The organism is Spongiactinospora rosea (assembly GCF_003315795.1).
GTDB lineage: Bacteria > Actinomycetota > Actinomycetes > Streptosporangiales > Streptosporangiaceae > Spongiactinospora > Spongiactinospora rosea.
In genome coordinates this window covers 1-13,333 of sequence record NZ_QMEY01000017.1, presented here as the reverse complement: position 1 = coordinate 13,333, position 13,333 = coordinate 1, and the positions used below count along the sequence as shown (strand labels likewise).

Below are 13,333 nucleotides of genomic sequence, written 5' to 3'. Positions count from 1 at the left end.
AAATAGGTTTCGCGGACCGGCGCGGTCAACACCTTGCGGCCCGCGACGCGCGACCATTACGTTTGACCTCAAACGATTACGTGCCCTCCGAGGAGATCTGCCTGTGAGCGGTCCAGCATCCGCCCAGGTCCAGGAGCACATCAACCGCATGGCCGAACTCGGCGTCGATGTGGTTCGCGTGACCTACCCGGACCTCACCGGGGCCGATCGAGCCCGCGACGTACTCCTGGAATCGCTGCCCGCCGTCTGCGCGCACGGGCTCGCCTTCTGCCGGGCGGTTTACCACACCAGCCCGCGCGGCGACACCGTGGACGTCAGCGGCGGGCTCGACGCCGGGCTGCCCGACATCAACGTCGTCCCTGACCTGTCCACCCTGACCCCGCTGCCGTGGGAGCCGGGGGTGGCCTGGTGCCACGGCGACGTCATCGACCCCGCCACCGGCGCGCCCGCCCCCGAGTCGCCGCGCGACGTGCTGCGCCGGGTCCTGGCCCGGTGCGCCGAACTCGGGCTGCGCCCCGTCGTCGGCCCCGAGCTCGAATACTTCCTGTGCGACCCGGTGGACGGCGGCTGGCGGCCCTACGCCGACCACACCGGCGACGTCTACACCGCGGGCCGCCGCGGCGACCCCGCCGGGCACCTCACCCGGACCCTGCGCCATCTGCGCGACCTCGGGATCGGGGTGTCGGCGGGCAACCACGAGTTCAGCGGCGGCCAGTTCGAGATCAATCTCACCCACTCGGCCGCGCTGGACGCCGCCGACCGCACGTTCTGGTTCAAGACGGCGATCAAGGAGCTGGCCCGCGCCGAGGGGCGGCTGGCCACCTTCATGGCCAAGCCGTTCAACGACCAGGGCGGGTCCGGCTTCCACCTGCACCTCTCGTGCGTGGACGAGGACGGGCGCAACGTCTTCGACGACCCCGCCGCGCCGTACGGGCTCTCGGCGGGGGCCAGGCACGCGATGGCCGGCGTGCTGGCCCACGCGCCCGCGCTGGCCGCCCTGGCCAACCCGACGATCAACTCCTACAAGCGGTTCGGCCCGGACACCGCGGCCCCCTGGCTGATCGACTGGGGCCTGGACAACCGCAGCGCCATGGTCCGCATCCCGCCGGAGCGCGGGGCGGGGTCGCGCCTTGAGGTACGGCTGGGCGACGCGAGCGCCAACCCCTACCTGGTGATCGCCGGCACGCTGGCGGCGGCGCTGCTCGGTCTGCGGGCGGCCGAGGAACCGCCCGCGCCCGTGGTCGGCCACGGATACGACCGGTCCAAGGCGGCGCTGCTGCCCATGACGCTCGGCGCGGCGCTGGACGCCTTCGCCGCCGACACCGAGCTGACCGAGCTGCTGGGCAAGGAGTTCGCCGCGTCGTTCCTGGCCTACAAGCGCGATGAGATCGCGCGCTTCCGGCGGCACGTGACCGACTGGGAGTTCGGGGAGTACTCCTACCACCTGTGAAACGGCGGGGCCCCCTCGCGGGGCCCCGCAGGTGGGTTTACGGACCCTCGGGATCGACGACGTCCCTGTCCGCCCACAGGGGCTCCACCAGCGCCCGTAGTTCGGCGGCCCCGACGCGTTCCACCAGGTCCACGGCGGCCAGGTTGTCGCGGAGCTGGTCCAGACTCGTGGCCCCGAACAGGGTCGTGACGTTGGCCGGGTGAGTGAGCGTGAAGGCCACGCACACCTGCGCGGGAGTCGCCCCCAGATCGGCGGCGACCCGGGCCAGCTCGGGCGCGGAGGCGGCGATCTTCTGCCTGATCCCGCCGGGGTCGCGGCCGACCTGGCGGGCCACGCCCTTGCCGAGCAGCACCCCGCCTTCGAGCACGTCGGAGGACTGCAGGCCGACGCCCTGCTCGAAGATCCGCGCGAACGGCCCGCCGTCCGGGATCGAGCGCCGCGAGACGCTGTACTTGAGCTGGGCGATGGCCGGTCCCGCGACGCCCTCCCCGGCCGCCGCGTTGATCAGCGTCTGCACGTTGGCCGCCGACCAGTTGTTCACGCCCCACGCCCTGACCAGCCCGGCGGCGCACAACTCGGCCATGTCCAGGACGAGGCGGTGCAGGTTCATCCCCTCGTCCCGGACGTCGCCGAGCACCACCAGGTCGGCGTGCTCGGCGCCCACGCGGAACAGCGCGTTCTCCATCTGCGCGCGCAGACCGTGCTCGGGGTAGCCCTCCAGCCACAGCTTGGACGAGAGCAGGTAGTCCTCGCGGCGCAGCCCGGCCGCGCGCACCAGCGCGGAGAAGATGATGTCGGTGAACACCGGCGGCATCCCCGGGAAGCCGTACACGCCCACGTCGAACAGGTCGATGCCCGCGTCCACCGCCTCGCGGATCATCGTGGCGGCGTCGCGGAAGTCCATCCGGTCGTAGGTGTGCCAGGACCCGAGGGCCAGCACTCCCGTCTCCAGTTCGCTGCGGCCGATCCGGCGGCGCGGGATGGCGGTGTCGCTCACTTTCAGCCCTTCCTCATGTCTCATCGCGGTCATGGCGCTCACGGCAGGCGGGGGTCGATGACGGCCTTGATCTGGCCGAGCCGGGACATCGACTCGACGCTCGCGCTCGCCCCGGACAGCCCCACCGGCTCGCTGAACAGGTCGTCCCAGGGCATGCGGTCGGCGAACGTCTGGAAGAAGCCGACCGCCCGGTGGTAGTCGGCGATGTCGCCGTTGAGCGAGCCGACCACGGTCAGCTCCTTGCCCATCACGGTCCCGAGCGGGACGCCGGCGAGCCCCGGCCCGGTCGTGCCGACCACGGCGATGGTGCCGCGCTGGGCGGCCACCGCGACGGCCTCCTCCGCGACGGTCGGCGCGCCCGCGAGGTCGAAGACGTAGTCCGCGCCGCGTTCGCCGGTCAGTTCGCGCAGGCGGGCGATCCGCTCGTCCTTGCCGAGGTCCACCGAGACGGTGGCGTCCGCGCCGAACCGCCGGGCCGCCGCGAGCCGGTCGTCCGGGCCGCCAACGGTCACGACCGTCCCGGCGCCGGACAGGCGGGCCACGGCGGTGGCGAAGATGCCGAGCGCGCCCGCGCCCTGGACCACCACGGTGGAGCCCGCGCGGATGCCGCCCGCCCGGTCCACCGCGCGCAGCACCGTCTTGGCCGCGCAGCCGGACATCGCCGCCCAGGTGTCCTTGACGTCGTCCGGCAGCAGCAGCTTGGCCGCCCCCGGCGTCACGTAGCAGTACTCGACCAGGCCCCCGGTCGCGTACGGCGGGCGGTCCGAGCGCTGCATGAAGCCGTATCCGCGGTTGACGCAGGCGACCGGCTCGCGCAGCACCGCGCACCCGTGGCAGCGCCCGCAGGTGGACTCCGACCAGCCGATCCGGTCGCCGGGGGCGAGCGGGCGGCCGAGCGCGTCGGTGGTGCCCTCCCCCGCGGTGACGACCTCGCCGACCATCTCGTGGCCGAGGATCATCGGCAGCATCCCGGGGAAGGTCATCTGCCCGGCCCACAGGTGGACGTCGGTGCCGCAGAGGGTCGTGCAGGTGATGCGGACCAGCGCGGCGCCCGGCTCGACCTCGCCGGGCAGCGGCACGTCCGAAAGGTCCAGCGGCCGGCCGTGCCCGGTGAGCACGGCGGCGGCGGTCTTGGTAGGCATTGTCACCTTCGTCGCCTTCTACGGGTTGAGTGAAACATTGCGGGGAATGCGGTGCGGCGTCACCGTGCGGCGCCGCGCGCCCGCAGCCGCTGCAGGTCGCTGAGCGCCCTGGCGCGCGGGTCCACCACGTCGCGCATGGACGAGCCGATCAGGTTCAGCAGCAGCACGCAGGTCATGATCGCGATGCCCGGCACCACGATCAGCCAGGGCGCCTGGACCAGGTACGAACGCCCTTCGGCGACCATGTTCCCCCAGGTCGGGGTGGGCGGCGCGATGCCCATGCCGAGGAAGCTCATCGCCCCGTCCACCAGCATCGCCGAGGCCGACAGGATCACCACCTGCACCAGCGCCAGCGGAAGCACGTTGGGCAGGACGTGGACCACCAGGATCTTGGCGGGCCGCATCCCGGAGACCCGGGCCGCCCCGATGTACTGCCGGGCCGCCACGCTGAGCACACGGCTGCGGATCACCCGGGCGGTGAACGGCGTGAACAGCACGGTCAGCGCGATCAGCTCGGTCCAGATGCTGGCCCCCATCCCGATCGCCAGGGCCATGGCCAAGATGACCGCGGGGAACGACATCCAGGCGTCCATGATCCGCATGACCACGGCGTCCACCGCCCGGTAGAAGCCGCTGACCAGGCCGATCACCATGCCGGTGAACGCGGCGCACACGGTGATGAGCGCCGACAGGCCGAGCGAGGCCCGCCCGCCGGACACCAGCCGGCTGAAGACGTCCCTGCCGTAGGAGTCGGTGCCGAGCAGGTGCTCGGCGGAGGGCGGCAGCAGCCGGTTGACGGGGTCGGTGGCGTTCGCGTCCGGCAGGAACGGCGGCAGGATCACCACGGCGAGCACGATCAGCACGAGCAGCGCGGTGGCGACGCCGAGCAGGCGGTTGCGCCGCAGCGCCCGGGCCAGCGGCGAGGCCGCCCGCCCGGACGCCGGGGCCGCCATGTGGGCGGTGGGGGTCACGAGACACGCACCTTCGGGTCGAGCAGCGCGTACGACAGGTCGACCAGCAGGTTGACCAGTACGAACATCAGCGCCACGAACAACGTCACTCCCTGCACCAGCGGGAAGTCGCGGGTGAACACCGCGCCGAGGAGCAGCGAACCGAGGCCGGGGATCACGAAGATGGACTCGATGATCACGATGCCGCCCATCATCATCGCGAAGTTGCTGCCGAGCTGCGTGACCAGCGGCATGAGCGCGTTCGGCAGCACATGGCCGAGCATCACCTGCCGCTCCGACAGCCCCTTGACCCGCGCGGTGCGCAGGTAGGTCTGCGGCAGCTCCCCGAGCACGCTCTCCCGCAGCGTCAGGATGAACAGCGCCGACTGCCCGATGACCAGGCAGATCACCGGCAGCACGAGCGTCCCCGCGGCGGCGGCCGGGTCGCTGAGGAGGCCGACGTACCCGCTGGAGGGGAACCAGCGCAGCGTCACCGCGAACACCAGCACCAGGATCAGCGCGATCCAGAAGTCCGGGATCGCCATGCCCAGCCCGGACATCCTGGTCAGCAGGGAGGCCACCGGGTTGCGCGGCGCGACCGCGTTCCAGAACGTGATCACCACCGCCACCGCGAAGCTGACGGCGGTGCTGATCAGGGCCAGCGTCAGCGTCGGCAGGAAGTGCTCGGCCACCACGGGGATCACCGACGCGTGGTAGGTGATCGAGGTGCCGAAGTCGCCCTGCACGACGTTGCCGATCCAGCTCAGGTACTGGCTCCACAGCGAGCCGGTCAGGCCCATGCTCTGCCGCAGCGCCTCGACGTCCTGCGGCCTCGCCATCGGGCCGAGGATGGCCATGGCGGGATCGCCGGGCATCAGGCGCACGACGAAGAACATCATCGTGCCGACGATCAGCAGGATGAGAACGAGGTCACGCAGCCGCCGCAGCAGAAGCGCCGCCATGTCCGCCCCCTCTCACTTTTTCAGCCAGGAGTTCCAGAAGACGCGGTAGAACCCGTCGTAGCCCTTCAGCTCGGGCGACCAGGCCGCGTACAGCTTGGACTGGCTCAGGGTGATGACGGGCAGTTGCTCCCAGACCAGCTTCTGGAGCTTGTCCATCACCTCCTTGGCCTGCACGGGCGAGGTGACCGCGTTGTACTCGCGGACCAGCCCGGCGATCTGCGGCGAGGCCGAGCCGTTGAACGCGCCGAGCGTGACCGCGGGCATCTGCGACGGGGAGGTCAGCGCGGCGTTGAAGAACAGCGTGGTGAGGTCCCAGCCGCCGGGGTCCTTGTTGATCGTGCCCAGCATCGTCGGGAAGTCGTAGGTGTCGATCTTCGTCTTGATGTCGATCTTGGCGAGCTGGTCCTGCAGCAGCACCGCCCACTGGGCGAACTGCGGGTAGCTGTTGGAGGTCACGATCCGCACCGTGTCACCGGCGTTGACCCCGGCCTGCGCGAACAGCTCCTTGGCCTTGGCCGGGTCGTGCTGCTTGTAGACCTCGTCGCCGACGGTGGAGTACAGGGCGGCGTTGTCCTCGGAGACCATCGCGCCGACCGCGGCGGTGAGGTCGGGGCCGCCGCCGGTGGCCGCGTTCATGGCGGGCTTGTCCATGAGCAGGTTGAGCGCCTGGCGGGCGCGCACGTCGGCGAACTTGGAGCCCTTGTCGTGGTTGGGGATGATCACGTTCTGGTTGGCCCCGGCCACGTTGCCCACGACGACGGAGGCGTTCTCCTTCAGCGCGGTGTACTGGTCGTCGCCCGGCATGGCGTGCTGCCACTGGCCGGTCTGCAGGCCGTTGATCACGGCGTCCTGGTCGGCGACGACCTTGTAGGTGATCGTGTCGAGGTAGGCGTGCTTGGCCCCGGCCTGGCCGCCCCAGTCCTCGTCGGCGCGCGACCTGTAGTCGCCGTAGCGCTCCAGCACGACCTGGCGGCCGATGTCCCAGGAGGCCAGCTTGTACGGCCCGGTGCCGATCGCGCCCTTGTCGGTGAAGCCGGTGGCCGGCACTCCCTTGAGGTTCTTGGCCGCGTAGATCTCCGTGCCGGGGCTGGCCAGCTCGTCGATCAGCGGGTAGCGGGGCTCCTTCAGCCTCAGCTTGACCGTGTCGTCGCCGTCAGCCTTGAGGGCCACCACGTCGGGGGCGACCTGCTGGCCGGTGACGTGGCTCTTCAGCCAGCGCTGCAGGCTGGCCACGACGTCCGCCGCGGTGAGCGGGCTGCCGTCGTGGAACGTGACATCCTTGCGCAGCTTGAAGGTGTAGGTGAGCCGGTCGGAACTGGTCTCGTAGGTCTCGACCAGCATGGGCCTGGCCGCGAACTCCTTGTCGACCTCGAACAGCTTCTCGTACAGCAGGTTGCCGATGTGCGCGGTCACCTGCCCGGGGTTGGCGACCATGTCGAGGGACTGCGGATCGGTGGGGACGGCGACGGTCAGGTTCCCGCCGCGCACCGGCGGTCCGGCGGCGGCGGCGGTGTCGGCGGACGGCCTGGCGCCGCCTCCGCATCCGGCCAGGAGCAGGACGCCCGCCGTGGCGGCGGCGGCCAGACCGGCCCGCAGGTGGCGCGGTCGGCTGTTGAGCACGTTCATTCGGTTCTCGCTATTGGTTCGAGGGGGGTCACCTGCTGGAGCCGCTGTGCCTGCCGACGTACGCCGACAGGTCCGGGTTCGCCGCCAGCAGACGGCGGGTGTAGTCGTGGGTGGAGGATGTGGCGATCTCGTGGGGGGTACCGGTCTCGATCAGCTCGCCGCCGTACATCACACCGACCCGGTCGGCGACGGACAGCACCAGGCTGAGGTTGTGGGTGATGAACAGGAAACTGATGCCGTAGGAGCGCCGTAGTTGCAGCAGCAGGTTCATGACCTGCCCCTGTACCGAGACGTCCAGGGCGGAGGTGGGCTCGTCGGCCACGATGAGCCGCGGCCGGGCGGCCACGGCGCGCGCGATGGAGACGCGCTGCCGCTGGCCGCCGGACAGCTGGGCGGGGAGCCGGCCGGCGCAGCCGGCGGGCAGGCCGACCTCGTCGATCAGTTCGGCCACCCGGCGGTCCAGTTCGCCGCCGCGCAACGGGGTGAGTTCGCGCAGCGGCTCGGCGATGATCCTCGCCACGGTGTGCCGTGGGTCCAGTGAGCTCTGCGGGTCCTGGAAGACGAGTTGCGCCTGGCGGCGGAAGGCCCGCTCGTCCCCGCTCAGCCCGGCCGAGGTGATCGTGTGCTCGCCGAAGGCGATCCCGCCCGAGGTGGGCGTCTCCAGCGCGGCGACCATCCGGCCGAGGGTCGTCTTGCCCGAACCGGACTCCCCCACCAGCCCGAAGAACTCACCGGGCGCGATCTCCAGCGACACCTCGCTGACCGCGCGCACCGGCGGCCGGCGGGCGAAGCGCGACCTCCGGCCGTAGACCTTGGTGACCCGGTCGATGACCAGCGGCGGGGTGTCCCCGGCGGGGGTTGGGGCATCGGGCAGGCGCAGGGTCTCGGTGACCGGCTCGTCCCGGCCGGCCCTGCCCTCGGTGACCGCCCTGAGCCTGGCCTCCGAGATCGTCGGAAAGCCCTCGCGGCGGCTCACGCCGAGCCGCGGCACGCACTCCAGCAGCGCCCGGGTGTAGGGGTGCCGCGGGGCGGTCAGGATGTCGAGCTTGTCGCCGATCTCCACCAGCCTGCCGCGGTACATCACCGCGATCCGGTCGGCGATCTCGGCGGCCACGCCCATGTCGTGGGTGATGAACACGCAGGCGGTCTGGTGCTCGCGCTGCACCCGCTGGAACAGCGAGAGGATCTCGGCCTGGGTGGTCACGTCGAGCGCGGTGGTCGGCTCGTCGGCGATGAGGATGTCGGGGTCGGACATCAACGCCATCGCGATCATGACCCGCTGCTGCATGCCGCCGGACATCTGGTGCGGGTAGAGCGCCATGATCCTCGCGGTGTCGGTCAGCCCGACCTCGGTCAGCAGTGTCCTGGCCTTGGCCTCGGCCGCCTTGCGTGCCTTACTTCCGCCGCGCGCCGGGCCGCCCCCGGGGCGGTACGCCTCCAGGAGCTGGGCGCCGACGCGCTGGGCCGGGTTGAGCGAGTCGAGCGCCTCCTGGAAGATCATTCCGATTCTGGCGCCCCGGTACGCGCGCATCTGCTCGGCGCCCAGCCGGGTGACATCGACGCCGCCCACCGCGATCTCGCCCTCGGTGTAGACGGGGGCGACGAACTCCAGCAGGCGGACGACCGACAGGGCGGTCACGGTCTTGCCACTGCCGGACTCGCCGACGACGCAGAGCGTCTGCCCTGCGGCGACGTCGAGGGTGAGCCCATGAACGAGGTCGAGCCGTTCTTCGTGTCCTGCGGTGTCCTGGGTGACGCCGATCGTCACATCCGTCAGATTGAGCAGCGACATGCGCGAGAGTTCCCTTCCTGGCACCGGTCAATGGAAGGCTCCGCAGGGTTGTCCGCACCCGCATTGAGCTGCCGAAATCCTTGTCCGGCCAGATAGTTCTACAAAGGTTGACAGACCGCATCCCCACTGTCAACGGTTATTCCACGTTCGTAGACGGAGGCTTTCGCGGGGGAGCGATCATCCCTATGGTTAACGTCTACGCGCGTAGAGATTAGCTGCGGGCGGCGCGCGAAGGAAGACCCGCACGTCGATCCACGAAAGAAAGAGCACTCCGTGAGCACGTCCACACCACCCTCCCCGGACCGGATCGTCGACATCGCGATCGGCTACATGGGCGCGAAGCAGCTCTTCGCCGCCCGCCGCATCGGGCTGTTCCAGGCCCTCGCCGAAGGCGAGCGCAGCGCGGCGGAGATCGCCGAGGCCACCGGGGTCACCCCGCGCATGGCCCGCATCCTGGCCGACGCGATGTCCGCCCTCGGGCTGCTGACCCGCGCCGACGGCCGTTACCGGCTCGGCCCGGAGGCGGCGGCGTACCTGACCGGCGAGGGGTCCGAACTGGACCTCGGGCCCTTCCTCACCTTCCTGAACGAGATCAGCTACGGCCACTGGCTGCAGTTCGACCAGACCGTGGACACCACCGCGCCCGGCGACCTCGGGATGAACGAGGAGCGCTGGGGCACGTTCATGTCCGGCGTGATGACCTACAACGCCCTGCACGCCAGGATGCTGGGCACCGCCTTCGACTTCTCCGGATACACGAACCTGCTGGACCTCGGCGGTCTTTCCAGCGGCTTCGCCCTGGAGGCGCTGCGCGCCAACCCCGCTCTGCGCGCCACCTTCGTCTACGACCCGTCCTTCACCGGCGCGGTGGCCGAGCAGGTGAAGCAGGCGGGGTTCGCCGACCGGGCGGTGGTGACCGGCGAGGCCACCGCCACCGCGCGGCCGGAGGGCTCCTACGACCTCGTCATGGTCAACCACGTCGTCCACCGCTTCGACGCCGGGCAGAACGAGCAGATCCTGCGCAACGCCCGTGCCGCCGCCGCGCCCGGCGCGACGCTGCTGCTGCTGGACTTCTTCCTGGACGACGACGAGCGGCAGCGGCCCATCGACGCCCTGCACGCCGGGGAGTACCTGGTGATCGACGGGACCGTCGTGTACGAGGAGGCGCAGGTCCGCGGCTGGCTGGAGCAGGCCGGCTGGCGGCCCGTGGACCGGCTGGCCCTGCCCGGCAGCCCCCGCGTCCTGGTCGCCGAAGCGACCGGAAAGGAGTAGCGCCATGCCACTGGACCCGGCCGTGACCGAGCTGCTCACGGCCATGGCCCCGGACGGGGACGGCGGCGCGCCGCCGCTGCCGCCGTCCGCGCCGGAGCTGCGCGCGGCCTTCGCCGCCGGGCTCGCCCTCCCCACCGACCTGGAACCCGTCGGCTCGGTCACCGACCACCTGGTGCCGGGGCCGGGCGGCGACATCCGCGTGCGGGTGTACCTGCCCGAGGCCGATGGCCCGGTGCCCGCGTTCGTGTGGCTGCACGGCGGCGGCTGGACGATCGGCTCGATCGAGGAGAACGAGGTGTCCTCGCGCGCGGTGTGCAATGGGGCCGGGGTCGCGGTGGTGGCCGTTGCGTACCGGCTCGCGCCCGAGCACCCCTTCCCGGCCGCGCCCGAGGACTGCTACGCCGTGGTGGAGTGGCTGGCCGCGCACGGCGGCTCGATCGGCGTGGACGGCGGGCGGCTGGCGATCGGCGGCGAGAGCGCGGGCGGCAATCTGTCGACCGTGGTCTCGATGATGTCCAGGGACCGCGGCGGCCCCCGCCTGGCCACGCAGGTGCTGATCTGCCCGGTCTTCGGCCACCCCGACGACGGTTTCGGCTCCTACGCGGACTTCGCCGAGGGGTTCGGGATGACGGCGGGGATCATGCGGTGGTTCTTCGAGCAGTACGTGACCGACCCCGCCGACCTGGACCGGCCGTACGCGCTGCCGCTGCGCGCGGCCGACCTGGCCGGGCTGCCCCCGGCGCTGGTGATGACGGCGGAGTTCGACGTACTGCGGGACGAGGGCGAGGCGTACGCGCGGCGGCTCGCCGAGGCGGGCGTGCCGACCGAGCTGACCAGGTACGACGGGCAGATCCACGGGTTCTTCGGCCTCTACACCGGGCTGCCCGCCTCCGGCCGCTCGCACGCGCAGGTGGCGGGCCACCTGCGCGCGGTGTTCGGCTGAGCGTGCGCGCCGTCCCCCGTGGGCGGCGCGCACACCCGCCGTCAGGGGCGGGTCAGCCGCTCGAAGAAGGACTCCAGGTGGCGCCGCTGCAACTCGACGGTGGAGAAGCCGGGGCCGACCAGGCTCATCACGTTGGCCCCGGCGTTGAGCAGCACGATCTCGTCCACGAGCTGCTCGTCGGGCAGCGCGGTGACGATGTCGCCGTCGGCCCGCCCCTCGCCGATCAGCCGGTGCAGCGTGCCGCGCCAGGCGCGCAGGTGCTCCAGGTACTTGTCGTGCAGCTTGGGGTTGCCCAGCGAGGTGTGCCAGAAGGTGAGCAGTATCCGGCCGGCCAGGATGCGGTCCTCGTCGATGGGCATGGCGGACTCGCACATCGCGCGCAGCGCGGAAAGGCCGCGGCGGCCCTCGATGGAGACGTATTCGTTCATCATCGCCAGGGCGCGCTCGTAGGTCGCCTCGATGATGTCTTCCTTGCTCCGGAAGTAGTGCTTCAGCGCGCCGTTGGCGAACCCGGCCGCGCTCGCGATCTCCCGCATGGTCGCCGCCTCGATGCCGCCCTTGACGATCAGCTCCCATGTGACGTCGATGATGTCGCTGCGACGCTTGTCATGGTCGATGATCTTGGGCATTCGGCACCTCCCTGCGGGCCATCGGGGCACGGCGATCACACCATCCGGCACGTTCGTCTACCAGTGTAGGACAAAATGCCGTCCGGAGGCGGGGCGGGATCGCCGGCCCCATGGAAGGGGCCCTTTCAGGGGCGCATCGCGGGGACCGGGAAGTCCACGACCACCTGGCCGGTGCCACTGCTGCCGAAGTACGGGCAGAGCTGTTCGCCGCGGCCGGTGTAGTCGCGCCAGCCGAGCAGGCCGAACAGCATCGCGGTGTCGGCCATCGCGCCCTCTCCGGTGCAGCGCGCGTTGTAGTCGGGCAGCATGTCCAGGAACTCGGCGATCCGCCCCTCGTTCCACATGGCGAGGACCGCCTGGTCGACGTTCTTGTTGATCTCACTGCTGACGTCGTCCAGGAGGGATTCGGCGATCTCGTTGGGCGGGAAGGCGTGCGAGAGGGAGCCGCTGGCCAGGAACGCCACCTTGCGGTCGCTGCGGCGTACGGCCCGCAGCAGCGCCTCCCCGATCCGGCGGTTCTCCTCCACGGTCGAGTAGATGTTGCAGCCGATGGGCAGCACGCGGATGCCGGATTCCTGGTTCATGAAGTACATCGGGACCAGCGTGGCGTACTCCAGGCCGAGGTCTTGGTAGGTGTGCACGCGGGCCTTCTGGCCCCCGGCGACGATCTCCTCCCTGATCAGCTCGGCCAGCTCGGGATCGCCCTGGTAGTCATAGGCCAGGTCGTGGATGAAGTGCGGCAGCTCGTGGCTGACATAGGTGGCGCGGTGCCGTTCCTTGCCGTTCAGGTGGAAGCCGATGCTGTTCATCCAGTGCGTGTCGGCCACCAGGAAGGTGTCCGCGCCGCGTTCGCGGGCCCGGCGGCCGACCTCGGTGAGGGCGAGTTCGGCGGGACGGCGGATGCCGAAGTGCTTGCCGGGCTGGATGGACAGCCAGATGGACGGCACATGAGTGATCTTGGCCGCCAGGACGATCTCTCCCATCACACGGCCTTCCTGCCTGGCCGGTGCCGACCGTCCGAGATCTGGGTCATCGGGGTCTCCTCTCCGCTCTGGACGTGATGCGTGTCATGTAGGCGTCTGGAGGGGTTTGTCGATATTTTGGCATATGCCATAACCTAAAGGATGTCGTATATGATTTGAAGAGCAGGGGCCGGGAACCCCTGCTGACCTGTGGCCGGGCAAGCATACGGCGGTCCGCCCCGGCTGTCGTGATGACGCATGCCCGTACCCGAGGAGAAGCCTCATGAGATTCCGTTCCGACCCCGCGTCGATCCGTGGGTCCATCGCCCCGGTGGTCACCCCGTTCACCACCGACGGCACCCTCGACCACGACTCACTACGCGAACTGGTCCGCTGGCAACTCCGCCAAGGCTCCCACGGCATCTCCACCGGCGGCTCCACCGGCGAACCCTCCGCCCAGACCACCGACGAACGCCTCACCGCCATCACCACCGTCGCCCAAGAGACCAACGACACCGTCCCCTTCCTCCCCGCCACCGGCGCCGCCCACCTCCAAGACACCCTCCACCTCACCGACCACGCCGACCGCCACGGCGCCGACGCCGCCC

General features: G+C 70.8%; 12 protein-coding genes. 4 read left to right on the top strand and 8 right to left on the bottom strand.

From position 1 onward, the window contains the following. Nucleotides 1-103 precede the first annotated feature (103 nt). Nucleotides 104-1,450: a glutamine synthetase family protein gene (locus DP939_RS30265; RefSeq protein WP_113984246.1), complete on the top strand. Its 1,347-nt coding sequence runs from the start codon at nt 104-106 to the stop codon at nt 1,448-1,450. A 37-nt stretch (nt 1,451-1,487) separates the two neighbouring features. Here DP939_RS30265 and DP939_RS30260 read toward each other — a convergent pair whose 3' ends face one another. The 6 genes from DP939_RS30260 to DP939_RS30235 are packed head-to-tail and all read right to left on the bottom strand — an operon-like array spanning nt 1,488 to nt 8,919. Continuing rightward, nucleotides 1,488-2,447: an aldo/keto reductase gene (locus tag DP939_RS30260; protein WP_225878596.1), complete on the bottom strand. Its 960-nt coding sequence runs from the start codon at nt 2,445-2,447 to the stop codon at nt 1,488-1,490. A gap of 38 nt (nt 2,448-2,485) precedes the next feature. Continuing rightward, nucleotides 2,486-3,589, bottom strand: coding sequence for a zinc-binding dehydrogenase (locus tag DP939_RS30255; protein WP_113984245.1), 1,104 nt, complete (start codon nt 3,587-3,589; stop codon nt 2,486-2,488). A 59-nt stretch (nt 3,590-3,648) separates the two neighbouring features. Continuing rightward, nucleotides 3,649-4,560: an ABC transporter permease gene (locus tag DP939_RS30250; RefSeq protein WP_199565517.1), complete on the bottom strand. Its 912-nt coding sequence runs from the start codon at nt 4,558-4,560 to the stop codon at nt 3,649-3,651. Continuing rightward, nucleotides 4,557-5,501 carry an ABC transporter permease gene (locus DP939_RS30245; protein WP_113984244.1) on the bottom strand — a complete coding sequence of 315 codons (945 nt, stop codon included), beginning with the start codon at nt 5,499-5,501 and terminating at the stop codon, nt 4,557-4,559. The genes DP939_RS30250 and DP939_RS30245 overlap by 4 nt, the downstream gene beginning before the upstream one ends. A 12-nt stretch (nt 5,502-5,513) precedes the next feature. After that, nucleotides 5,514-7,127, bottom strand: coding sequence for an ABC transporter substrate-binding protein (locus tag DP939_RS30240; RefSeq protein ID WP_199565516.1), 1,614 nt, complete (start codon nt 7,125-7,127; stop codon nt 5,514-5,516). 28 nt (nt 7,128-7,155) lie between these two features. Then, entirely contained in the window at nt 7,156-8,919 is a 1,764-nt protein-coding gene (locus tag DP939_RS30235) for a dipeptide ABC transporter ATP-binding protein (protein WP_113984243.1), read from the bottom strand. A 273-nt stretch (nt 8,920-9,192) separates the two neighbouring features. Between DP939_RS30235 and DP939_RS30230 the strand changes: the two genes are divergently transcribed. Beyond that, nucleotides 9,193-10,191, top strand: coding sequence for a methyltransferase (locus DP939_RS30230; protein WP_225878595.1), 999 nt, complete (start codon nt 9,193-9,195; stop codon nt 10,189-10,191). A gap of 4 nt (nt 10,192-10,195) precedes the next feature. Next, complete coding sequence (locus DP939_RS30225; RefSeq protein WP_113984242.1) at nt 10,196-11,134, top strand: alpha/beta hydrolase; 939 nt, start codon at nt 10,196-10,198, stop codon at nt 11,132-11,134. A 41-nt stretch (nt 11,135-11,175) separates the two neighbouring features. Here the strand turns inward: DP939_RS30225 and DP939_RS30220 are convergent, their stop codons facing one another. Further along, the gene (locus DP939_RS30220; RefSeq protein ID WP_113984241.1) at nt 11,176-11,763 is read right to left on the bottom strand and encodes a TetR/AcrR family transcriptional regulator; all 588 of its coding nucleotides are present in this window, start codon (nt 11,761-11,763) and stop codon (nt 11,176-11,178) included. Between the two features lie 125 nt (nt 11,764-11,888). Then, entirely contained in the window at nt 11,889-12,746 is an 858-nt protein-coding gene (hpaD, locus tag DP939_RS30215) for a 3,4-dihydroxyphenylacetate 2,3-dioxygenase (protein ID WP_113984240.1), read from the bottom strand. A 262-nt stretch (nt 12,747-13,008) separates the two neighbouring features. Between hpaD and DP939_RS30210 the strand changes: the two genes are divergently transcribed. Beyond that, nucleotides 13,009-13,333 (top strand): dihydrodipicolinate synthase family protein (locus DP939_RS30210; protein ID WP_199565515.1); only part of this gene is annotated, 325 nt, incomplete at its 3' end.